General features: G+C 61.1%; 15 protein-coding genes. 13 read left to right on the forward strand and 2 right to left on the reverse strand.

Features of this window, described 5'->3' with window-relative positions:
• Positions 1-78: 78 nt before the first annotated feature.
• Entirely contained in the window at positions 79-1614 is a 1536-nt protein-coding gene (locus HX807_RS30115) for an efflux transporter outer membrane subunit (protein WP_256349616.1), read from the reverse strand.
• Positions 1615-2023: 409 nt separating this feature from the next.
• Between HX807_RS30115 and HX807_RS30120 the strand changes: the two genes are divergently transcribed.
• The 4 genes from HX807_RS30120 (at position 2024) to HX807_RS30135 (ending at position 7013) form a co-directional block, all read left to right on the forward strand.
• A complete protein-coding gene (locus HX807_RS30120; RefSeq protein WP_177029045.1) occupies positions 2024-2980 on the forward strand; it encodes an ABC transporter substrate-binding protein in 957 nt (318 codons plus the stop codon).
• A 23-nt stretch (positions 2981-3003) separates the two neighbouring features.
• The gene (locus HX807_RS30125) at positions 3004-4335 is read left to right on the forward strand and encodes an LLM class flavin-dependent oxidoreductase (RefSeq protein WP_177052021.1); all 1332 of its coding nucleotides are present in this window, start codon (positions 3004-3006) and stop codon (positions 4333-4335) included.
• 96 nt (positions 4336-4431) lie between these two features.
• Positions 4432-6378 carry a PAS domain-containing sensor histidine kinase gene (locus tag HX807_RS30130; RefSeq protein ID WP_177052023.1) on the forward strand — a complete coding sequence of 649 codons (1947 nt, stop codon included), beginning with the start codon at positions 4432-4434 and terminating at the stop codon, positions 6376-6378.
• Positions 6379-6410: 32 nt separating this feature from the next.
• Positions 6411-7013, forward strand: a complete 603-nt coding sequence (locus HX807_RS30135) for a dTMP kinase (protein ID WP_177052052.1) — start codon at positions 6411-6413, stop codon at positions 7011-7013.
• A gap of 12 nt (positions 7014-7025) precedes the next feature.
• On the opposite strand, the gene HX807_RS30140 is transcribed toward HX807_RS30135, so the two are convergent.
• A complete protein-coding gene (locus HX807_RS30140; RefSeq protein WP_177052025.1) occupies positions 7026-8153 on the reverse strand; it encodes an NAD(P)/FAD-dependent oxidoreductase in 1128 nt (375 codons plus the stop codon).
• 140 nt (positions 8154-8293) lie between these two features.
• Between HX807_RS30140 and valS the strand changes: the two genes are divergently transcribed.
• From valS to HX807_RS30185, 9 genes are all read left to right on the forward strand, one after another.
• The gene (gene valS, locus HX807_RS30145) at positions 8294-10861 is read left to right on the forward strand and encodes a valine--tRNA ligase (RefSeq protein ID WP_177052026.1); all 2568 of its coding nucleotides are present in this window, start codon (positions 8294-8296) and stop codon (positions 10859-10861) included.
• A gap of 202 nt (positions 10862-11063) precedes the next feature.
• On the forward strand, positions 11064-11906 hold the full coding sequence (locus HX807_RS30150; RefSeq protein WP_177052027.1) for an oxidoreductase: 843 nt from the start codon (positions 11064-11066) through the stop codon (positions 11904-11906).
• A 17-nt stretch (positions 11907-11923) separates the two neighbouring features.
• A complete protein-coding gene (locus tag HX807_RS30155) occupies positions 11924-12862 on the forward strand; it encodes an AraC family transcriptional regulator (RefSeq protein ID WP_087693824.1) in 939 nt (312 codons plus the stop codon).
• 181 nt (positions 12863-13043) lie between these two features.
• On the forward strand, positions 13044-13556 hold the full coding sequence (locus HX807_RS30160; RefSeq protein WP_003217684.1) for a sigma-70 family RNA polymerase sigma factor: 513 nt from the start codon (positions 13044-13046) through the stop codon (positions 13554-13556).
• Entirely contained in the window at positions 13553-14506 is a 954-nt protein-coding gene (locus HX807_RS30165; RefSeq protein ID WP_003217682.1) for a FecR domain-containing protein, read from the forward strand. Before HX807_RS30160 ends, HX807_RS30165 begins: the two co-directional genes overlap by 4 nt.
• 191 nt (positions 14507-14697) lie before the next feature.
• The gene (locus tag HX807_RS30170) at positions 14698-17637 is read left to right on the forward strand and encodes a TonB-dependent receptor (protein WP_177009530.1); all 2940 of its coding nucleotides are present in this window, start codon (positions 14698-14700) and stop codon (positions 17635-17637) included.
• 129 nt (positions 17638-17766) lie between these two features.
• Positions 17767-19605 (forward strand): extracellular solute-binding protein, encoded by a 1839-nt coding sequence (locus HX807_RS30175; RefSeq protein ID WP_177052054.1) that lies wholly within the window; start codon positions 17767-17769, stop codon positions 19603-19605.
• Positions 19592-20656, forward strand: a complete 1065-nt coding sequence (locus HX807_RS30180) for a microcin C ABC transporter permease YejB (RefSeq protein ID WP_008433386.1) — start codon at positions 19592-19594, stop codon at positions 20654-20656. The genes HX807_RS30175 and HX807_RS30180 overlap by 14 nt, the downstream gene beginning before the upstream one ends.
• On the forward strand, positions 20656-21678 hold the full coding sequence (locus HX807_RS30185; RefSeq protein WP_173883025.1) for an ABC transporter permease: 1023 nt from the start codon (positions 20656-20658) through the stop codon (positions 21676-21678). Before HX807_RS30180 ends, HX807_RS30185 begins: the two co-directional genes overlap by 1 nt.
• Positions 21679-21693 lie beyond the last annotated feature (15 nt).

A 21693-nucleotide genomic window follows, 5' to 3' on the forward strand; every position in this document is an offset into this window, starting at 1 on the left:
GTGCGCCGGGCTCGGTGGGCAGGGGAGAGGCGGTTATGACGTCAGCCATGGATGTTCTCGCTGTTTCAAGAGTTCAGTTCAGTTGAACCGTGCCGAATCGGCAGGCGCTGCCTCGTTCCTGGCCGGCATGATCTCGTTCCACGAAGGCAGGCCGAACCGATCAGGCCGGCCCTTGGTGGCAGGGTCCACATCGGTACGGTTCCACCATCCGCCACCCAATGCCTGGAAGAGCGCGGTGGTGTCGCTGTAGCGGGAGGCCTGCGCCCTGACCCGGGCCAGCACGGTGTTCTGGTAGGTTTGCTGGGCCGTGAGCAGGTTGATGTACGCCACGGCACCGAGTTTGAACTGCGCCTGCACCAGGTCCAGGTTGGCTTGGGCAGAGCGCTCGGCCACCACCTGCTGGTTGAGCGCATCGGCATCCGCCTCCAGCGCCCGCAGTGCGTTGGCCACGTCCTGGAACGCGCCGATCACCGTGCCACGGTAGCGGGCTGCCGACTCGTCATAGGCGGCCACGGCAGCGCGTTTGCGATGTTCGAGTGCGCCGGCATCAAAGATCGGTTGGGTGATCGACCCGGCTAGGCTCCAGACCCCACTGCCCGCCGAAAACAACTTGGTCCCGCTGGCCACCGTGGAGCCCACCGACCCGGTAATGCTGAACTGGGGCAACTGATTGGCGACGGCCACGCCGATATTGGCACTGGCCTGATGCAGTTGCGCCTGTGCGGAACGCACATCGGGCCGCTGGCCAACGATGGCCGAAGGCAGGCTGAGCGGCAGTTCTTCGGGCAGGTGCAGGGAGGCGAGGTTGAAGCGCTCGTCCCGGTCCTGGTTGGGAAACCGGCCGAGGTAGGCCATCAACTGGTTGCGGGTCTGGGCGAACTGCTTTTGCAGGGGCGGCAAGGTGGCACGGGTTTGCGCCAGCGCGGTCTGCTGTGTGAGCACGTCGGTGTCACCGATCGCACCCAGCCGGCGCTGCGCCTGCAGGACGTCGAGCTGATCACTCTGTAGCCGAATGATGGTTTCGGTGGCGGCGATCTGGTCGCGTATAGAGGCCAGGCTGACTGCGGTGTTCACCACATTGGAGGTCAAGGTGAGGTAGGTCGCCTCCAACTGGAAGCGTTCGTACTCGGCCTGGGCCGAGGTGGATTCAATTTGCCGGCGCGTGCCGCCGAACACATCCGGGGCGTAGGACACGCTCAGCGACGCCGAACTCACCGTGAGAATCGGCGACTCCGGCAGGCCCGAGGTGACGCCCGATACTTTCTCGCGGGCCTTCTGCACGTTGCCGCTCACCGAGGGAAACAGCGACGCCTGGTCGGCATAGACCAGCTCGTTGGCCTGGCGCAATGCCGCCTGCGCGGCGGTGACATCCGGGTTGGCGCGAAAGGCTTCCTCCACCAGCGCGTTCAGTTCCGGTGAGCGGAACAGCGTCCACCATTGCCCGGGAATATCCATCCCGGCGATCAACCGCTGCGCCGCACCGCCGGTGTCGATATCGGCCTTGGTGGTGGAGGTGAGTTTTTCTCGTGAATAATCGGCGTTCGCCGGCACCTCAGGGCGCGCGAAATCGGGCCCGACGGTGCATCCTGCGATGGCGATGCACAGCAGGCTCAAGGGAGCCAGAAGGTGGGGTGGTCGAAAAAGGGCGCGGCTGTGCGCCACTGGTTGCGGTGCCGATACAAGCTGCCGAGGCTGCTCTTTCATATTTACTCTGATTAATCAGTTGGTTAACTGCTTTATTTGTTGAGCAATGAGTGCGCGGGCATCGGGCCATACGGCTGAAAAAATGGCGCGAGAGTCGCCGAATTCAAATCAGTGTAGGTGGTGCAGGCGGGTACGCAATGTCCGTGCGCGCCGACCACCCACAAAAATGCATTTAACGCATTAATATCGAATTAGGTTATGCGTTATAAGTATTTTACATGCGGCCGTCAGCCCCTCATCGTAGCCCTCCCTACGAACACTGCCGAGACCGCACGCGCGGATCGACTTTCAATGCTTGAGAAGGCATCTGGAGACGAACGTGCGTTACCTGACAAAACTGGCGGCCGGGTTGGCCGCCACGCTGCTGTGCCTGACCGCGAACGCGCAAACGCTGGTGGTCGGAGACCAAAGCTACAACGCCCAGGCCGTGATGGAAGCGGCGGGGGTGCTGGATGATCTGCCCTACACCCTTGAATGGAAGCAATTCACCGCCGGGTCTCCGGTGGCGGAAGCCCTCAATACCAACAGCCTCGACATCGGCCTGCTCGGCGATGCGCCCGTGCTGTTCCTCGGGGCACTCGGCGCACCGATCAAGGTGATTGCCATCAGCCGGCAAAACCTCGAGGGCGTGGCCATCCTGGTGAAAAAGGATTCCTCGATCCACAGCCTTGCGGACCTCAAAGGCAAGCGCGCCGCCATCTGGAAAGGCTCCTGGAGCCAGCAATTGCTGCTGACCGCACTGGATAAGGCGGGCGTGCCGAAAGAGGCCCTGGAGTTGCGCTACCTCAGTGCACTGGATGCTTCCCACGCACTGGAAGGCGGTTCCGTTGACGTCATCGCCACCTGGGAACCCTACGTCACCCAACAGGAACGCCAAGGTGCGCGAGTACTGGCGACCGCAGACGGGCTGATCCCGGCCCAGAGTTTCGTCGCCGCCAGCACCAGGGCCGTCGATAACAAGCGTGCGCAAATCAGCGATTTTCTCCAACGCCTGAAGAAAGCCCGTGACTGGACGCGCCAAAGCCCGGCCAACGCCGACGCGTATGCAGATGCCTGGGCCAAGCGCACCCGCGCAGATGCCGACATTGCCCGCGCCTGGTTTGCCCGGGCACGCACGACGGTCGAACCGGTGACAGCCCAGTCGCCTGTAGAAGCACAAAAGACCGTGGACTTTTTCGCAAGCCAGGGACTGGTCAAGTCTTACCCGGCAGCCAAGCTGTTCGACGACTCCTTCGCGGCGTCCTTGCAACCAGCCGTCGCCAGAACCCAGCCCTGAACGTTTCCAGGAATACGTTGGACATGACTAAAAGACAGCTCAAACTCGGCGCCCTGACCATGGGCTGCGGCGGGCCCGGCCGCCACAATCTGTGGCTCGACCCGCAATTGCCGGCCGATGCCAGCGTCAACGTCGACTGGTACATCGACATTGCACGCCAGGCCGAGGCGGCATTGTTCGACTTGATGTTCATCGTCGACAGCCAATTCATCACACCGGGTTCGCCATCCCACTACCTGAACCGGCTGGAGCCGCTGACGCTGTTATCGGCACTTGCCGTAAGCACCCGGCACCTGGGCCTGGTCGGTACGCTGACGACCTCTTACAACTCGCCCTATAACGTCGCGCGGCGCCTGGCCTCACTCGACCTGATCAGCAAAGGCCGCGCCGGCTGGAACGTGGTCACCAGCGGCGACGCCGGTACCGCCGGCAACTACAGCCGCGACGAACATTATGACTACGACACCCGCTATGGCCGGGCGGCCGAACACGTCCAGGTCGTGCAGGGCCTGTGGAACTCCTATGAGGAAGATGCCTTCGTGCGTGACCGCGCCACCGGCCGGTTTCTCGACCCCGCCAAACTCCACAGCCTGAATCACAAGGGCGAGCACTTTTCCGTGGTCGGGCCGCTGAATATCCAGCGCTCACCCCAGGGCCAACCGGTGATCTTCCAGGCTGGCGATTCGGAACAAGGCCGCGACCTCGGCGCGGCCACGGCCGATGTGATCTTTACCCATGCGGCCAGCATCGAGCAGGGCCAGGCTTTTTATCGGGATATCAAGGGCAGGGCGCTGCAACATGGCCGTGACCCGGAGCAATTGCTGGTGATGCCCGGCGCCGAGATTTATGTGGGCGATACCGATGAACAGGCGCGTGAAATCGAGCTGCACTACCATCAGGCCGACCACAGTTTCGAACTGGCGCTGAAGGAGTTTGGACGCAATTTCGGCTGGCATGATTTCAGCCAGTACGACCTTGATGCGCCGTTCCCGCAGGAGAGCCTGGAGGCGGCACGCAGCAGCTTTTTTACCGCGGCCAAACGCATTGCCGATCAGGCACGGGAGAAAGGTTTTACATTGCGTCAGGCGGTGGAGTTTGGGCGGCAACTGCGCCCGGGAGCGTTTGTCGGATCGGCGGATACCGTCGCTCGGAAAATGGCTGACTGGCTTGAAGCCCGCGCGGTGGATGGTTTCAACATCTACATCGGCCATCCGGAGCAGTTCAAGCGCTTCACGCACGAGGTCATCCCGTTGTTGCAGGAGCGCGGCGTGTATCGCACGGCTTATGAAGGTACGACCTTGCGGGAAAGCCTGGGATTGAAGATTCCACGGTTTGCGCGCAACGGCGGCGGTTGACTCAAAAAAACCGTCCAGATGAATAAATTGGTGGGCCGGGGATTTTTTTAGACATACTGAGGGCTCAAGCCACTCAATTGTCCCGAGACGTTCCTGATGCCATCCCAACCCGCGCAAGGGCCTTTCAATCAGGACGACCGGTATCGACTGCTCGTCGACGCAGTGGTCGACTATGCCATCTATATGCTTGATACGAACGGCTTGATTCGCAGTTGGAACTCCGGGGCGAGAAAGATCAAGCAGTACGAACAGAGTGAAGTGCTGGGCAGGCATTTTTCGCTGTTCTACACCCCGGAAGACCTGGCCTCGGACTTGCCGGGCCGGGCACTCAAGAGCGCCGAGCAGTCAGGGCGCTTCGAGGGCGAAGGTTGGCGCATCCGCAAGGATGGGACTCGTCTCTGGGCACTGGTGATCATCGACCCGATACGCGCCGACGACGGCACGTTGATTGGCTTCGCCAAGGTCACACGGGACCTGACCGAGCGTAAGGCCGCGGAGCAGGCGCTGCGCCAGAGCGAGCAGCAATTCAGCCTGCTGGTGCAAGGCGTCACCGACTACGCGCTGTATATGCTGGCCCCCAACGGCGTGATCACCACCTGGAACGCCGGCGCCCAGCGCATCAAGGGTTATCAGCCGGCAGAAGTCATCGGCAGGCATTACTCCATGTTCTTCCAGCGTGAGGACGTAGACCACAACGTCCCGCAGCGCGCCCTTGAAACGGTGCTCAGGGAAGGTCGTTACGAAGGGCAGGGCTGGCGCCTGCGCAAGGACGGCACGGGATTCCTCGCCCATGTGGTTATCGACCCGATCAAGAATGAACTGGGTGAGCTGGTGGGGTTTGCGAAGGTCACCCGGGACGTTACCGAAAGCGTCCAGGCTCAACAGGAGATCAAGGAAACCCGAGAGGCGTTATTCCAATCCCAGAAAATGGAGTCCCTGGGCCAGCTCACCGGCGGCATCGCCCATGATTTCAACAACCTCCTGATGGTGATTCTGGGGAGTCTTGAACTCGCCAAGAAGCGTGTCCCGCAGGACTCGAGAACCTGCGCCTTACTGAATAATGCCATCGCGGGCGCCCAGCGGGGCGCAACGCTGACTCAGCGCATGCTGGCCTTTGCCCGTCGCCAGGAGCTTGACCCTCAGCCTGTGGATGTGGGCGATCTGATCCGCAACATGTCAGACCTGCTGTCCCGCATGTTGGGCGCAGGCATCAACGTCGACACACAGTTCCCCTTGATCCTGCGGCCGGTATTGGTCGACATGAGCCAACTGGAAATGGCTGTGATGAACCTGGTGATCAACGCTCGGGACGCAATGGAAGGTCGGGGCAGGATCCTGATTTCAGCGCGGGAGGATGCGTTTCCCGACGGGGCGAATGACTCGCAAAGGCTGATTTGCATCTCTGTCATCGACACCGGCCCCGGGATGAATGACGCGACCTTGCAACGGGCCATGGAGCCGTTCTTCACCACCAAGGGAGCGGGAAAAGGCACCGGGCTTGGGCTTTCGATGGTGCATGGCCTGGCGGCACAGTCACAGGGCCACTTTGTGCTGAAGAGCCAGGTAGGAGAGAGCACAACCGCAGAGCTCTGGTTACCGGTGGCGGTGACCGACACCATACAGTCTGCGGCGCTGGCATCAACTGCAGATACACTCGATGCAGCCCATCAGCAAAGCCTCGAGATTCTGCTGGTAGATGATGACCCGCTGGTGCTGATCAGCACCGGGGCGATGCTTGAAGACCTGGGCCATCATGTTGTGTCGGCAGGAGACGGCCATGCTGCGTTGGCGTTCCTGGCGCAAGGCGCGTGCTTTGACCTGGTCGTGACAGACATGGCAATGCCGGACATGACCGGGATCGAGCTTGCCGGCAACATCGAGTCGTTGTATCCCAACCTTCCCATCATTCTTTCCTCGGGCTTTGCGGAAATCTCCCTGGACCTCAAGACCACATTGACGCGCTTACCCAAGCCATTTGATCAATCTGCACTGGCCAGGGTGATCGCCGAAACCATGCGCAGCCGGATCGACAAGCCGTGTTGAGCCAGGCGGCTGGCCGTCCGTTGTTTGTTTCCATGGATGGCCCCAAGGGTACTGGCAAAACCACATTGCTGGAGGCCGTAACAAAAGCGCTTAGGGCTGACAACAGAATGGTGATCCGGCTTTGCGAGAGAAAAAGCGATCCCTTCAGAAGTGAAACAATGACCCTCGTTAACAGACTCGCCAGGCATCCCGGCCTGGATCTGGAGTGGGAGGTTTGTGAACGCTTCGCTGATAGCCGCGCGTGGATTTCCCGGCACGTGCTGGCTAGACAGCCACCAGGCAGCATCGTCCTGATCGACCGCTGGTACCCGTCTGATGCCGCGTTTCGCCGGGAAGTCCCGCTGGCAGAAATCCTGCAGTTGAACATTGATCGAAACGTGCAAGTGCCGGACCTGCATGTCGGGGTCGTCACTGACCCTGATATTTCATGGGCACGGGCCGCGGCACGCCGGCGTGGGCTGAGCAGTACCGTGATCCACACGCTGGCAGAACATGTCGCCTGTACCCGGGCGTTCGAGCGAGCGGTTGCGGATCACGGCTGGGTGTTATGCCGGAATGAAGGAACCATTGAGGGCGCAACACGGCAGGTGGTTGCCGAAATTTATAACGTCCTTGAGTCCTTCCAGTGTGATTGACCCGAGCCCTGTTCAGGCACTTGCCCCGTTGAACATGCTGACCAGGCTATAGGGTGCTTCGTCACCAAACAGCAACTCATGCAGTTCATTCCCTTCGGCAGCCATTTGCGCGCTGCGCGGGAACATGGCCTGTTCGTATTCGCCCAGGGCGGCTTCGACGTCATCAGGGTATGAGGCGATGGCCTTGCCGAGTTCGGCACCATCGTACATGGCCAGGTTGGCACCTTCGCCATTCGGGGCCGCAAGGTGTGCGGCATCACCGATCAGCGTTACGCCCGGCACCCGCTCCCAGCGGTGCTCAACCGGCAGCATAAAGAGCGGGCGCCATACCAGTTCGGTGTCGCTGTCGGTGATCAATGCCGTGAGGGCAGGGGACCAGCCTGCGAATTCCTGCGCGATCCGTGCCGCCGCCGTTGGCGTGTCGGTGAAATCGATGGCGGCAAACCAGCTTTGGGATTCGGTGAGCACTACGTAGGTGTGCAGCGTGGCGCCCGTCTCACGGTGCGCCTGGATCCCTTTTCCCGGTTGAAGTGCGAACATCGCACCGCCACCTACCGCCCTGGAGGTGGCCGGGTGCCGGGCGTCGCTGTCATACAGGTAGGTTTCGATCAACGAGCGGCCCATGTACTCGGGGGCAGCGTCGCTGACCAGCGGCCGGACCTTTGACCAGGCTCCGTCCGCGCCAACCAGCAGGTGGGTGGCAACGCAAGTACCGTCGGCGAAGGTCACTTCGTGGCGACCCTCGCCGAGGGCGCGCACGCCCTTGACCTTGTGGCCCCAGCGCACAGTACCGGCGGGCAGTGAATCGAGGAGCATCTTGCGCAGTTCGCCACGCATGACCTCGGGACGGCCGCCTGTGCCGTCGTCGGTTTGGTCCAACAGAGTGGCACCCTGCCAATCAAGCACCCGAGTCGCCTCGCGACCTTTCAGGATAAGCGCGCGGAACTCGTCCGTCAGGCCCGCTGCCTGCAGGGCCAGTTGGCCGTTGTAGTCGTGGATATCGAGCATCCCGCCTTGGGCGCGTGCGGTTGCCGACGGCTCTGCTTCATAGACGGTGGCGGCAATACCGTGGACGTACAGCACGCGGGCCAGGGTGAGACCGGCCAGGCCAGCACCGATGATTGTGACGGGGGTGTGCATAGGGTACCTGTTGAATGTGAGAAATCTTCCGGACTGTTTTTACGCTATTTTGTGGAAAAAATGGCCTGGTTCAAGGGCTTTACTTTCCGCAGGCGATTGAATATAAAGTTTGCTTCGGCGCACAACCGTTGTTGCGCCCCATGATGTTGACAGGAGGAAGCTATGTCACCGTTAAACGTGATGAAGTTCTAAACGATCAAACCGTCACCCCCTCGCTTGAAAACCTCGAAACACGCTGGTCTCAGCATTGGCAGCTCGAAGGCACGTATGCCTTTGACCACAGCGCCCAACGCGACGCTGTATTCTCCATCGACACGCCGCCACCGACAGCCTCAGGTTCGTTGCACGTTGGCCATGTCTTCAGCTACACCCACACCGATATCATCGCCCGGTTCCAGCGGATGCGCGGCAAGGCTGTGTTCTACCCCATGGGTTGGGACGACAATGGCTTGCCGACCGAACGCAGGGTCGAGAATTTCTACGGCGTACGTTGCGACTCGTTGGCCGCTTACCAGCCTGGCTTCAAACCCTCCGAGTCAATTCCATTAAAACGGGCTGACTTTGCCGTCATCAGTCGGCGCAACTTTATCGAGTTGTGCCATGAGCTGACGGCCATCGATGAGCAAGCGTTCCGTGCACTGTTCGTGCAACTGGGCTTGTCCGTTGATTGGAGTCTTTCATACGCCACCATTGATGAACGCTCCCAACGAGCCAGTCAGCGCGCGTTACTGCGTAACTACCAGCGTGGCGAACTGTATAGCCAGGAGGCTCCGTGCCTCTGGGATGTGACGTTCCAGACGGCCGTAGCCCAGGCAGAGCTTGAGGAGCGCGAGGTTGCGGGTGCGTATCACGAACTCGGCTTCGACGCGGCTGATGGTGCCGAACTGAAGATTGCTACGACTCGACCTGAGTTGCTGATGGCATGCGTGGCGCTGGTGGCTCACCCGGACGACGCTCGTTATCAGGCGAGGTTCGGGCAGACCGTGCGTGCGCCGATTTTTGACCTGGACGTTCCGCTGCTGGCCCACCCTTTGGGTGACCCCGGCAAGGGCACCGGGTTGGCGATGGTCTGCACCTTTGGCGATCTAACCGATGTGATTTGGTGGCGGGAGTTGCAACTGCCCACACGGTCAGTCCTGGGAAAGGACGGGCGCCTGTTACTTGAGACGCCCTCCTGGTTGACGACTCCGCGCAGCCAACAGGCCTACGCAGGCCTGGCCGGCCGTACCCTGTCCCAGGTTCGTACGCAGCTCGTTTCGATGTTGCGTGACTGCGGCGCCATGCGAGATGAACCACGACCGATTACCCACGCGGTAAAGTTCTTCGAGAAAGGCGACCGGCCTTTGGAAATTCTCGCGACGCGGCAATGGTACTTGCGCAATGGCGGACGCGACGCGAACCTGAGGGACGTGTTGCTCGACGCTGGCCAGGCGTTGGACTGGCATCCGCCGCACATGCTCAGGCGTTACGAGCATTGGGTAGGGGGGTTGAATGGTGACTGGCTAATCAGTCGCCAACGTACGTTCGGCGTGCCGATTCCGTTCTGGTATCGCCTGGACGCGCAAGGCGAAGCCGAGCATGGCGCTCCGATTATCGCCAGTGAGGCAAGCCTGCCTGTTGATCCGGGCCTGGATACACCGCCTGGGTATCGACCCGAGCAGCGTGGTCAACCCAACGGGTTTATCGGTGAACAAGACATCATGGACACCTGGGCCACCAGTTCCCTGACGCCTCAGATTGCCGGCGGCTGGGGAGAGGACGATGGGTTGTTTGCCAAAATATACCCGATGGACCTCAGGCCCCAAGGTCACGACATAATCCGAACCTGGCTGTTCTCGACACTGGTACGCAGCCATTTTGAACACGGTTGCGCGCCATGGCGCAACGTCGCGCTTTCCGGGTGGATCCTTGATCCCGATCGCAAGAAAATGTCCAAGTCCAAGGGGAATGTGGTCACCCCTCAAGCCTTGCTCGACCAGTATGGAAGTGACGGCGTGCGCTATTGGGCTGCCTCGGCGCGGCTCGGCAGTGACACAGCCTTTGAAGAGCAGCAGATGAAAATCGGCCGCCGCCTGGCCGTCAAGCTGTTCAATCTTTCGAGGTTGGTTCAAGGCTTTGCGAAGGATGACACCGGGGATATCGACCAACCGCTGGATCAAGCCATGCTTGAACGCTTGGGTGGCGTAGTCCAGGACGCTACCGTCGCGCTGGAGGCCTATGACTACAGCGGGGCGTTGTCGCGTATCGAAGGATTCTTCTGGTGGTTTTGCGATGACTACGTCGAATTGGTCAAGCGTCGTGCCTATCGACCCGACGGCTACTCGGCGCGTAATGCATTGGCACATGCGCTGAGCGTGCAGCAGCGACTGTTTGCGCCATTTCTGCCCTTTGTGTGTGAGGAGGTCTGGCAATCCTGGAATTGCGGCTCAGTGCACAAGGCGCCCTGGCCGCAAGGGGGCGCTTGCCCTGACGCGGCTGTTGAACAGTTATTGATGAGCCTGAGCAGCGTGCTGTCTGCGATTCGCAAAGCAAAGTCTGACGCCAGCCAATCCATGAAGGCTCCGGTAGCACGTGTTGAGCTGGTCGATAGCGCCGCGCAGCTTGAATTGATAAAAGGCGTCAGCCAAGACCTGATAGAGGCGGGGCAGGTCGAGGCCTTGGTGTTTATAGAGGGCGCGGAGCGGCAGGTGGATGTCTGGCTGACGTAACGTGGAGTGGTGCCGACCGCCTCAGTGACACCCACTGTGGCGGGCCGGACCACGCATCAGCCTGCGTCAATCGAGCCACATCGGGACAATTGAGCGTATGAGCAGAAGCGAATAGGAATAGGCAAGCCTCATAGATGATCCGGCATAGGTCGCGAGCGGTTGCTTGGCTACCATTAGCACTCAGTAACCGAGAGGAATTTCCATGAGCACTCGCAAAACCCTGTTCATCACCGGCATCAGCAGCGGCTTTGGCAAGGCCCTCGCGACCGTGGCACTGGCTGCAGGCCACCGTGTCATTGGTACCGTTCGCAACGAAGCCGCGCTGCAAACGTTCGAGGCATTATCAGCGGAGCGTGCTCATGGCGTGATCCTGGATGTCACCGACTTTGAGCGGATCGACAGCGTCGTTGCCGAGATCGAGACCCGCTACGGCCCGGTGGATGTCCTGGTGAACAACGCAGGTTACGGCCATGAGGGCATTTTCGAAGAGTCGCCGCTGGAAGAAATGCGTCGTCAGTTCGACGTCAACGTGTTCGGCGCCGTTGCCGTGACCAAGGCGTTCGTGCCGTACTTCCGCCAGCGCCGCAGCGGACACATCATCAACATCACGTCCATGGGCGGCACCATCACGATGCCGGGTATCGCCTACTACTGCGCCAGCAAGTTCGCGCTGGAAGGCATCTCCGACACCCTGAGCAAAGAACTCAAGCCATTCAACATTTTTGTCACCGCTGTGGCGCCAGGCTCATTTCGCACCGATTGGGCCGGCCGCTCGATGCAGCGTACGCCCCGCAGCATCGCCGACTACGATGCCAGCTTTGATCCGGTACGCCAGGCGCGCGAAGCGAAAAGCGGCCACCAGTTGGGGGACCCGCAAAAAGCTGCGCAAGCCATGCTGCAGTTGATCGCCAGCGACAACCCACCGGCCCACCTGCTGCTCGGCAGCGATGCGATAGGCTTTGTGCGCGAAAAGCTGACGCAATCCCTGCGTGACATCGACCAATGGGAAGCACTGACACGCTCTACGGATGGTCACGCTTCGTGAAACCGCAAGAGGGGCCTATGAATCATTTTGCAGCGCGAACCCGGCGCATGGTCCAACTGATGGAGCAGTTGGCCCCCCTGGAGGGCTACAACCTGAGCGCACTGGAAGACATACGCTTTCTGCGCTCCAATCGCCCGCTGACCCGCACGCCAGTGCTCTACGAGCCCGGCATCGTCATCCTGTGCCAGGGGCGCAAGCTCGGCTATCTGGGCGACGAGGTCTACCTTTACGACGCCCAGCACTACCTGGTGGTGTCTGTGCCAGTGCCTTTCACCATGGAAACCGACGCCAGCGAAGAGGAGCCGATGCTGGCGGTATACATGCGCCTGGATTTCAAACTCGCTGGCGAACTGATCCTGGAAATTGACGAAAAATCCGGTCCGACCCACGAACGTCCCAAAGGCATGTATTCCTCGCCGATGGACGAGATGTTGCGCGAGTCCACACTGCGCTTTCTCGAAGCGATGAGCCATCCGGTCGATGGCCCGATCCTCGGCCCCTCGCTGGTGCGCGAGATTTACTACCGGATCATCGCAGGTGAACAAGGAGGGTCCATGCGGGCGGCCCTTGGCAAGCAAGGCCATTTCGCAAAGGTGACCCGCGCCATTCGCAAGATACACAGCTGTTACCAGGAGCGGCTGGACGTCGAGTGCCTGGCCCAGGAGGCAAGTATGAGCGTACCCAGCTTTCATCTGCACTTTCGAACAGTCACCGACTCCTCACCCATGCAGTACCTGAAATCGACTCGTCTGCACCAGGCAAGGTTGTTGATGCTCCGCGACGACATGTCGGCCTCATCTGCGGCTTTTAACGTGGGCTATGAAAGCGCATCGCAGTTCAGCCGAGAGTTCAAGCGCTACTTCGGCCGCACACCCCATGCTGAAGTCGAATGGATGAAAGCAACCTATTCGCTGCCAGCGCCGGTGCAGCCTTCTGTCTATGTGTCTTCGCACTGACCTGACAGCCAGGGCGCTGCCCCGTATCTGATTTTTCTGCATATGCCAATTTGACAGGCTGCTGTTATTTTTTATTCTTTCCTAACCTATGCTCCCCTCATGCAAAGTCCGCCTCCAGCGATGGCTTTCCATTGCTCATCAACCGCCAGGCTGAATGGCCTTTATTCGCATGGAGCATGCAATGGGTGTGAATCAGAACCCACATTTCGGTCTGATTGGGCAGATGTTCAAAAGTGACTACAGTTGGCTTTGCACGCGGGTAAGCCGGGCCATGGGGTGCGCCCATGGGGCTCAGGACATTGCATCGGAGACCTTCCTGCGGGTACTGGCATTGCCCGACCCTTCGCAAATCCGCGAGCCGCGGGCGTTGCTGACCACCATCGCGCGGCGCCTGATGTATGAGGGCTGGCGTCGCCAGGACCTGGAACGTGCCTACCTGGAAGCATTGGCCCAGGCGCCGATGATGGTGCACCCGTCGCCCGAGGAGCGTTTGCTGTTGATCGAGACGCTGCTGGAAGTCGACCGCTTGCTCGACGGTTTGTCGGCCAAGGCCAAGGCGGCGTTTTTGTATCACCAGCTGGACGGTTTGACCTATGCGCAGATCGCCGAGCGCCTGCAGGTCTCGGTCAGCCGGGTTCAGCAATACATGGCCGATGCGTTCAAGCGCTGCTACCTGGCGATGACACAGCCATGAGCCACAGCGCGCCGGATGAGGCGATCATCGACGAGGCAGCACAGTGGATGGCGTTGCTGCAATCCGGGCACGCCAGTGCTCAGGAGCACCAGGCGTTCCGTCGCTGGAGTGAGGGCGACCCACGGCGTGCCGAAATCTTCAACATGATGGGCGGCGTTCCGGCCGTGCTGAACAATGACGAACTGCGCCGCATGCCCCGCGACAGCCTGTTGCACACCCTCAACGCACCGTCGGGCCGCCGGCGCTTCTTGCGCAATACCCTGGCGCTGGTTGGCGTTGTGTCGTTTGGAAGTCTGATCACGCGGCTGTCCGACAGCTGGTTGCCGTTGGGCGCCTTGCGCACCGGTACGGGCGAGCGCCTGAACCTCACGCTGGAGGATGGCAGTGCATTGACCCTGGATGCGCGCAGCAAGGTGCTGACGCATTTCGATGCTCGGCAACGGCTGTTGCAGTTGCTCGACGGCAAGCTGCTGGTCGACGTTTTCAAGGACAGTCTCAGACCGTTTATCGTCGAGACCGAACACGGCCGCATGCGCGCGTTGGGTACGCGGTTTCTGGTACAGCAGGGCGAGGATCGAACCCAAATCACGATGCTGCATTCCCAAGTGGAAATCACCACGCGCGACGGCGCTGTGCAGGTGATCAGTGCCGGCCAGAAAGCCACGTTCAATGCCCACGGCATCCTCGACCTGGAAACCGCCAGCGGCGGCGAGGCCTCGTGGACCCAAGGCTTGCTGGAAGTGCGTGACCGCTCATTGGGTGAAGTGGTGCAAGCCCTGCGTGACTACCGGCGCGGCATCATCCGCGTCAGCCCCGAGGCGGCGAGCCTGAGGCTGAGCGGGATTTTCCCGCTGGACGACAGCCAGGGCGCCCTGCAATTGCTGGCCAAATCCTTGCCGGTGCAGATCGATTATCACAGCCCTTATTGGGTCAGTATCGAGCGCCGATAAAAATAATTTTCCCAGCCCTATAAAACCCCCGCCACTGTTGCACAACCCAATACAGGCCAGGGTGTATCTGCCTGGGAGTGTTGTTTCGGGCCGTTATAAACCCATGCTTTTTTAGCCTAACGGCCGCCTATAAAAAACCCCGACCTGTTGTTCAACCCATCAACGGCATATCAATGATGGGAACCTCAACCATGCAACTCAAACCTCTCAGTCGCGCATCTCTGGCGGCACTGTCTCTGACGATTGGCCTGACTTTGGCGGGACATGGCACGGCGGTGCTGGCACAGCCGCTGTCTGCGATATCGACCGCCCAGACTTTTGATTTTGATATCGCCAGCGGCCCCCTCGACCAAGCGCTGTTGACCCTGTCGCGCAGCAGCGGGCAGATCATTTCCTTCCAGCAAGACCTTGTGCAAGGCCTGACCAGCGCGCCGGTGCGGGGCACCTTCACCACCGAGCAAGCGCTGCGACAGGCACTGCGCGGTGCAGCCCTCGACGCCGTACCCAGTGGCGACGGCGGTTGGACCCTGCGCCGGGCGGCCAAGCCACCTGCAGCGGCGGTCAAGGCGGCGCCCACGGCGGCGAAAGTCCCGGGTGATGTGGCGTTGGAAAAGGTCGTGGTCACGGGGTCACGCATTGCCCGTGCCCAGGTTGAAGGGCCGTCGCCGGTCACGGTCATCACCGCTGACGAAGTCACCCGCAGGGGCTACAAAAACGTCTACGACGCCATCGCTTCGCAAACCCAGAACACCGGCATGACCCAGGGCGAAGACTACGGCAACACCTTCCAACCGGCCGCCAGTGCCCTCAACCTGCGAGGGCTGGGGCCGAACCACACACTGGTGCTGATCAACGGCAGGCGCGTGGCCGACTACCCCACGGCGTACGACGGCGCGGTCAACTTCACCAACCTGGCGAACATCCCGGCGGTGATGATCGAGCGTATCGAGATCCTCAGCAGCGGCGCCTCGGCGGTGTATGGCTCCGACGCGATTGCCGGGGTGGTGAACATCATCCTCAAAGACAAGATCAGCGGCGTGGACGTCAATCTGCGTGGTGGCGCCGCCGAGCGTGGCGGCGGCGACAACCAGCGCCTACAGATCAGCGGCGGCGAGACCTGGGGCGATTTTGACGGGGTATTCGGCCTGGAGCTGACCCAGCGCCAACCGATCTGGGCCAACCAGCGCGGCTTTATGAGCGACGGCCCGGCCAAGGACGTGGGCTACCGCCGTAACCTCGACAGCGGCGCCTACCTCGGCCCCGGCTGCGGTGCCTACGGCGGTATCTACAACGGCAAGCTCGGTGGCAGCAGCACCCGCTGCACCACCAACCAGTACTACAACGACTACTGGACCTTGCAGGCGCAAAAGGAAAACTATGACGGCTACACGCGCGGCACCTGGCATTTCAGCGACACCGGCAAAGTGTTTGCCGACTTGATGTTTGGCTTTGATCACACGCAGAACAACACCCGCGGCCCAAGCTTCACCTCGCCGGACTTTATCAACCGCAACACCGGCAACCTGGAGCGCTGGTCACGCAACTTTTCCAGCGAGGAAATCGGTGGCAAGACCAGCAACAACAGCAAATGGCGCGAAGTGTCCTGGACCGGCACCCTGGGCCTGGAAGACAAGTTCACCAACAGTGATTGGGGTTATCAGATTGCGGCGAACCGCTCCGAGTACACCAGCGACCGCACCACCCGCTACACGCCTTTGAGCGGCATCCGCGATTACTACCTCGGGCCGCAACTGGGCACGCAGGACGGGCACCCGGTCTTCGCGCCAGACCCTTCGCGGCTGGACCAGCCGCTGACTCCGGAGCAGTGGGATCAGTTTCGCGGCAACCTGGTGCAGAAGAGTAAATCGGTTTCCCAAACCTTCAGCGCCAACATTAACGGCGACCTGTTCGAGCTGCCCGCCGGGCCGGTGGGCTTTGCCGGTGTGACCGAAGTGGGGCGGCAATCCTACAGCGTCGATGTCGACGACCAACTCAATGACGGCACGTTTTACAACACCACGCCGGCCTCCAATTCAGGCGGTTCGCGTGACCGCTACGCCGCGGGTGGCGAGCTGAGCATTCCCGTGACCGACACCTTGCTCGCCTCGGCGGCCGGGCGCTGGGACCAATACAAATTCAGTGGCCGCACCGAGCAACAAAAAACCTACAACCTGGGCCTGGAATGGCGCCCGGTGACCAGCCTGCTGTTTCGTGGCAGCTACGGCACCAGCTTTCGCGCACCCGACCTCAACTACCTCTACCAGGCCGCGACCAATGGCTACACGCCTGACCAGATCGACTATTACGGTTGCAGCAAGGGCGTAGAAGGAGCGTGTGACCGAGGCCGCGTGGATTACACCCAGACCGGTAATTCGGACCTCGCCTCCGAGCGTGGCAAGTCCTGGACGTACGGCTTTGTCTGGTCGCCTTCGCATCAGTTTGATTTCTCCGCCGACTTCTGGCGCGTCGAAATCAAGGACCTGTTGACCACCGTCGACATCAACCGCTTGCTGCAACAGGAAAACCAGTGCCGCAACGGCCAGCTTGATGCGACCACTTGCGCCGACGTCCTGGCACGCATCCAGCGCAATGCCAGCACGGCGGCAGTGGACCCGAACGTGCTGCAACGGGTGCAGGTCAATGCGATCAACGCCGCCAGCGAGCGGGTCAGCGGCCTGGACCTCAAGAGTAATATTCGCTGGGGCGCAGGCCAGTACGGCGCGTTCAGTTCGGCGATTGGCTACAGCCTGGTGCTGTCCCACTACCTCAAGGAATCGGACGATGCGCAAACCCAGAACCTGCGCTCCAGCACCGACAACCACGACTGGCGCAGCAAGGTCAACGCGAGCCTGACCTGGGACTACCAGCACCTCACCACCACGCTGACCGGCATTCGCTACGGCAGCGTGACCAATGGCGCCGGAGATGGGCGCCTGTCGCCGTGGACCACCTTCAACGCCAGCGCCCGTTACCAGGTGAACGAGCAGGCGAGTGTCGGCCTGACCGTCAACAACCTGCTCAATCAGGTCAAGCACGATGACTCCGCCGGCTGGCCGTATTACCCCAGCGGCAACTACGACCCCTATGGCCGCCAGGTCTGGCTGGACGTGAGTTACCACTTCGGTAAGTAGCGCATAAGCACATGCGCTAACGGTCTAACCGGTGCTCTATAAAAACCCTGGCGTCGACGCACAACCCTGCATAAGTGAGTCTTCAGTGTTTTTGGAAAAGGAGTTGAGTTTGTGAGCCTGTTTCGCTTCATGGTGTGGGCACTGCTGACGGGGCTTTGGGCGCCGTCACTGCTCGCTCAACCGACGCACGCTTTGACGGTATACGGCGAAGCGCCCAAGTACCCGGCCAACTTCAAACACCTGGATTACGTCAACCCGAACGCGCCCAAGGGCGGCAGTTTTCGTCGTTCGTCCATGGAAGGCGGGGCGTTTGATCACCTGATCCCGTATGTCGACAAAGGCACCGGCATCACCCAGATCCAGGGTTGGCTCTACAGCCCGTTGGCGTACCGTTCGCAGGATGAGCCGTACACCGTGTACGGGTTGGTCGCGCAAGGCATGGAGCTGGCAGATGACCATTCATGGTTGCGTTTCTACCTTAATCCCAAGGCGCGGTTTGCCGATGGCACGCCCATCACCGCGCAGGACGTGGCCTACACCTTCAAGCTGTTCACCACCGAAGGCAGCCTGGCGTATCGCCAAAGCTTTGCCGATGTGGACCAGGTGCTGGTGGAATCGCCGACCCAAGTGCGGTTCACCTTCAAAAGCGCCGACAATCGCACCTTGCCTCTGGACCTCGCTTCACTGCCGGTGCTGCCGGAACATTGGTGGCAGGGGCGCAATTTCGCCAACGGCGGCGGCTTTGAACCGCCGGTGGGCAGCGGCCCGTACCGTATCAGCAGCGTGGACAACGGCCGCAGTGTCACCTTCGAACGGGTCAAGGACTGGTGGGGGCGAGACCTGCCGGTGACGCAGGGGCAGTACAACTTCGACACCCTGCGGCTTGAGTTTTTTGCCGACGGCGACGTGTCGCGCCAGATCCTGCAAGCCCAGGGTTACGACTTCAATCGCGAATTTTCCGCCACCAGTTATTCGGTGGGCTACGACGGCGAGGCTTTGCGCGACGGTCGTCTGCAACGTGAACAACTGGCACCGAATGCCGTGCAGGGCACCCAGGGTTTTGTGTTCAACCTGCAAAAACCGCAGTTCCAGGACCGCCGCGTGCGCGAGGCGCTGAGCCTGTTGTGGGATTTCGACTGGAGCAACCGGCAGATGATGCACAGCCTGTACCTGCGCCAGCGCAGCTTCTTTTCCCGCAGCGCATTGGCGGCCACCCAGCTGCCGGATGCCCAGGAGCTGGCCATTCTGGAACCCTGGCGCGGGCAAGTGCCGGAGGAGGTGTTCACCCAGGTCTACCAGCCGCCGCGCACCGATGGCAGCGGGCGCATTCGGCCGCAGCAGGCGCAAGCGCTGAAGTTACTGGCCGAGGCGGGCTGGACGCCGCGCGGCGACCAGTTGGTTAACGCCGAGGGCACGCCGTTGCAGTTCACCTTCCTGAATGCCCAGAAAGGCTTCGAGCGTTTGCTGCTGCCCTACAAACGCAACCTGGCGCAGATCGGCATCGGCTTCACGATCCGCATGATCGACTCGGCCCAATACGCCAACCGCGTGCGCGCACGGGACTACGACATGATCGTCAACGGCTACCCGGTCAGCCCATCGCCGGGCCGCGAGCTGACCAACTACTTCGGTTCCGAGAGTGCCGATGACCCTGGCTCCAACAATTACATGGCACTGCGCAACCCGGCGGTGGACGCCTTGATCGATGGCCTTGTCCGCGCCAACGACCGCCCGACCATGGTGCGCTACGCCCATGCCCTCGACCGCGTGTTGCAGTGGGGCTTCTACTGGATTCCCAACTATTACCCGCCGGGCTCGTCCTCGCTGTGGTGGAACCGTTTTGGTCGGCCCCGCACAGCGCCGCTCAATGACGTGGGCATCGACACCTGGTGGGAAGTGAGCCCGACACCGCTGACCACCGCACAGATGCGTCAACTGACTGAGGCTTCCCAACATGCTGGCCTATAGCGCGCGCCGTTTATTGCTGATCGTGCCGACGCTGGTGTGCATCCTGCTGGTCAACTTTTTTATCGTGCAAGCCGCCCCGGGTGGCCCGGTTGAGCAAGCCATCGCGCGCTTGCAAGGCATCGGCAGCCAAGCGTCGGTGGCCGGCACACGGGTGGAAACCGGCAGCAATGAATCGCGCACAACTCGTGGCCTGGACCCCGCGCTGGTGGCCGATATCGAGCGCCAATACGGCTTCGACAAGCCCCTTGGCGCGCGGCTGTGGTTGATGCTCAGCAGCTACGCGCGGCTGGATTTTGGCGATAGCTTCTTTCGCGGCGCCAAGGTCACCGACCTGATCCTGCAAAAACTGCCGGTGACTTTGTCCCTGGGCTTCTGGGCCACGCTGATCAGTTACCTGGTGTCGATCCCGCTGGGCATCCGCAAGGCCGTGCGCCATGGCAGCCGCTTCGATGTGTGGAGCAGTGCGGCGGTCATTATCGGCCACGCCATGCCGGCGTTCCTGTTCGCCTTGCTGCTGATCGTGGTATTCGGCGGCGGTAGCCTGTTGAACTGGTTTCCGGTGCGCGGCCTGGTCTCGGAGAACTTTGCCAGCCTGTCATGGGCGGGCAAGGTCGTGGACTACTTCTGGCACCTTGTCTTGCCGGTATCGGCGCTGGTGATTGGCGGCTTTGCCACACTGACCATTCTCACCAAAAACAGCTTCCTCGACGAGATCAGCCGCCAGTACGTAGTGACCGCGCGGGCCAAGGGCTTCAGCGAAAAACAGGTGCTGTACAAACACGTGTTTCGCAACGCCATGCTGCTGATCGTGGTTGGCCTGCCCCAGGCGCTCACCGCGATGTTGTTCGGCGGCTCGTTGCTGATTGAAGTGATTTTCTCCCTCGACGGCCTCGGTCGCCTGAGCTACGAAGCGGCAGTGGCACGGGACTATCCCGTGGTCTTCGGCACGCTGTTTATCTTTACCCTGGTCGGGTTGGTCATCAAGTTGCTGGGCGACCTGTGCTACCGCCTGCTGGACCCCCGGCTGGATTTTTCCGCGAGGTCGCATTGATGCCGGTTTTTACTCCGATTACTCGTCGCCGCTGGCTGCACTTCAAGCGCAATCGCCGCGGCTGGTGGTCGCTGTGGATGTTCCTGGCGCTGTTCGCCGTATGTCTGGGTGCCGAACTGCTGGCCAACGACAAGCCACTGGTGATGGCGTACCAGGGCTCACTGTATTTCCCGGCCTTCGAGCGCTACACCGAGCAGGATTTCGGCGGCACGTTGCCGTTTCAGCCGGATTACCGTGACCCTTACGTGCATGAACTGATTGAAGGGCAGGGCGGCTGGATGCTGTTTGCGCCTATTCCGTTCAGCTACGACACGGTCAACTACGACCTCACGACCCCTTCGCCGGCGCCGCCCAGCGCGAGCAACTGGCTGGGCACCGATGATCAAGCCCGGGATGTATTGGCGCGGGTGATTTTCGGCACCCGGGTATCGCTGTTATTTGCCTTGGCGCTGACCGTGGTGAGCACTTTGATCGGGGTCGCCGCCGGCGCGCTGCAAGGCTATTACGCCGGTTGGGTCGACCTGTTGGGGCAGCGCCTGATCGAGATCTGGTCGGGGCTACCGGTCCTGTACTTGCTGATCATCTTGTCCGGGTTTGTCGAACCGGGTTTCTGGTGGCTGCTGGGGATCATGGCGCTGTTTTCCTGGCTGACCCTGGTGGATGTGGTGCGCGCCGAGTTCCTGCGCGGGCGCAACCTGGAGTACGTGAAGGCCGCGCGAGCCCTGGGTGTGGGCGATGTTCAGGTGATGTTGCGGCACATTCTGCCCAACGCGCTGACTGCCACCTTGACCTACTTGCCGTTCATTTTGACCGGGGCCATTTCGACCCTCACCGCCCTGGATTTTCTTGGCTTCGGCATGCCCACGGGCAGTGCGTCCCTGGGTGAATTGATCGGCCAGGGGAAAAACAACCTGCAAGCCCCGTGGCTGGCGCTGACCGCGTTTTTTGCGTTGGCGTTGATCCTGTCCCTGTTGGTGTTTATCGGCGAAGCCTGCCGCGACGCCTTCGACCCCCGATCCTGATAAGCGAGCTGTGCC

Source organism: Pseudomonas sp. D8002 (assembly GCF_013385695.1).
GTDB lineage: Bacteria > Pseudomonadota > Gammaproteobacteria > Pseudomonadales > Pseudomonadaceae > Aquipseudomonas.

Excerpts from the sequence above, each read along its gene's own strand:
- HX807_RS30125 (WP_177052021.1), top strand. The coding sequence starts at position 3,004 with ATGACTAAAAGACAGCTCAAACTCGGCGCCCTGACCATGGGCTGCGGC.
- HX807_RS30130 (WP_177052023.1), top strand. The coding sequence starts at position 4,432 with ATGCCATCCCAACCCGCGCAAGGGCCTTTCAATCAGGACGACCGGTAT.
- HX807_RS30135 (WP_177052052.1), top strand. The coding sequence starts at position 6,411 with ATGGATGGCCCCAAGGGTACTGGCAAAACCACATTGCTGGAGGCCGTA.
- HX807_RS30140 (WP_177052025.1), bottom strand. The coding sequence starts at position 8,153 with ATGCACACCCCCGTCACAATCATCGGTGCTGGCCTGGCCGGTCTCACC.
- valS (WP_177052026.1), top strand. The coding sequence starts at position 8,294 with ATGATGTTGACAGGAGGAAGCTATGTCACCGTTAAACGTGATGAAGTT.
- HX807_RS30150 (WP_177052027.1), top strand. The coding sequence starts at position 11,064 with ATGAGCACTCGCAAAACCCTGTTCATCACCGGCATCAGCAGCGGCTTT.
- HX807_RS30155 (WP_087693824.1), top strand. The coding sequence starts at position 11,924 with ATGAATCATTTTGCAGCGCGAACCCGGCGCATGGTCCAACTGATGGAG.
- HX807_RS30160 (WP_003217684.1), top strand. The coding sequence starts at position 13,044 with ATGGGTGTGAATCAGAACCCACATTTCGGTCTGATTGGGCAGATGTTC.
- HX807_RS30165 (WP_003217682.1), top strand. The coding sequence starts at position 13,553 with ATGAGCCACAGCGCGCCGGATGAGGCGATCATCGACGAGGCAGCACAG.
- HX807_RS30170 (WP_177009530.1), top strand. The coding sequence starts at position 14,698 with ATGCAACTCAAACCTCTCAGTCGCGCATCTCTGGCGGCACTGTCTCTG.
- HX807_RS30175 (WP_177052054.1), top strand. The coding sequence starts at position 17,767 with ATGGTGTGGGCACTGCTGACGGGGCTTTGGGCGCCGTCACTGCTCGCT.
- HX807_RS30180 (WP_008433386.1), top strand. The coding sequence starts at position 19,592 with ATGCTGGCCTATAGCGCGCGCCGTTTATTGCTGATCGTGCCGACGCTG.
- HX807_RS30185 (WP_173883025.1), top strand. The coding sequence starts at position 20,656 with ATGCCGGTTTTTACTCCGATTACTCGTCGCCGCTGGCTGCACTTCAAG.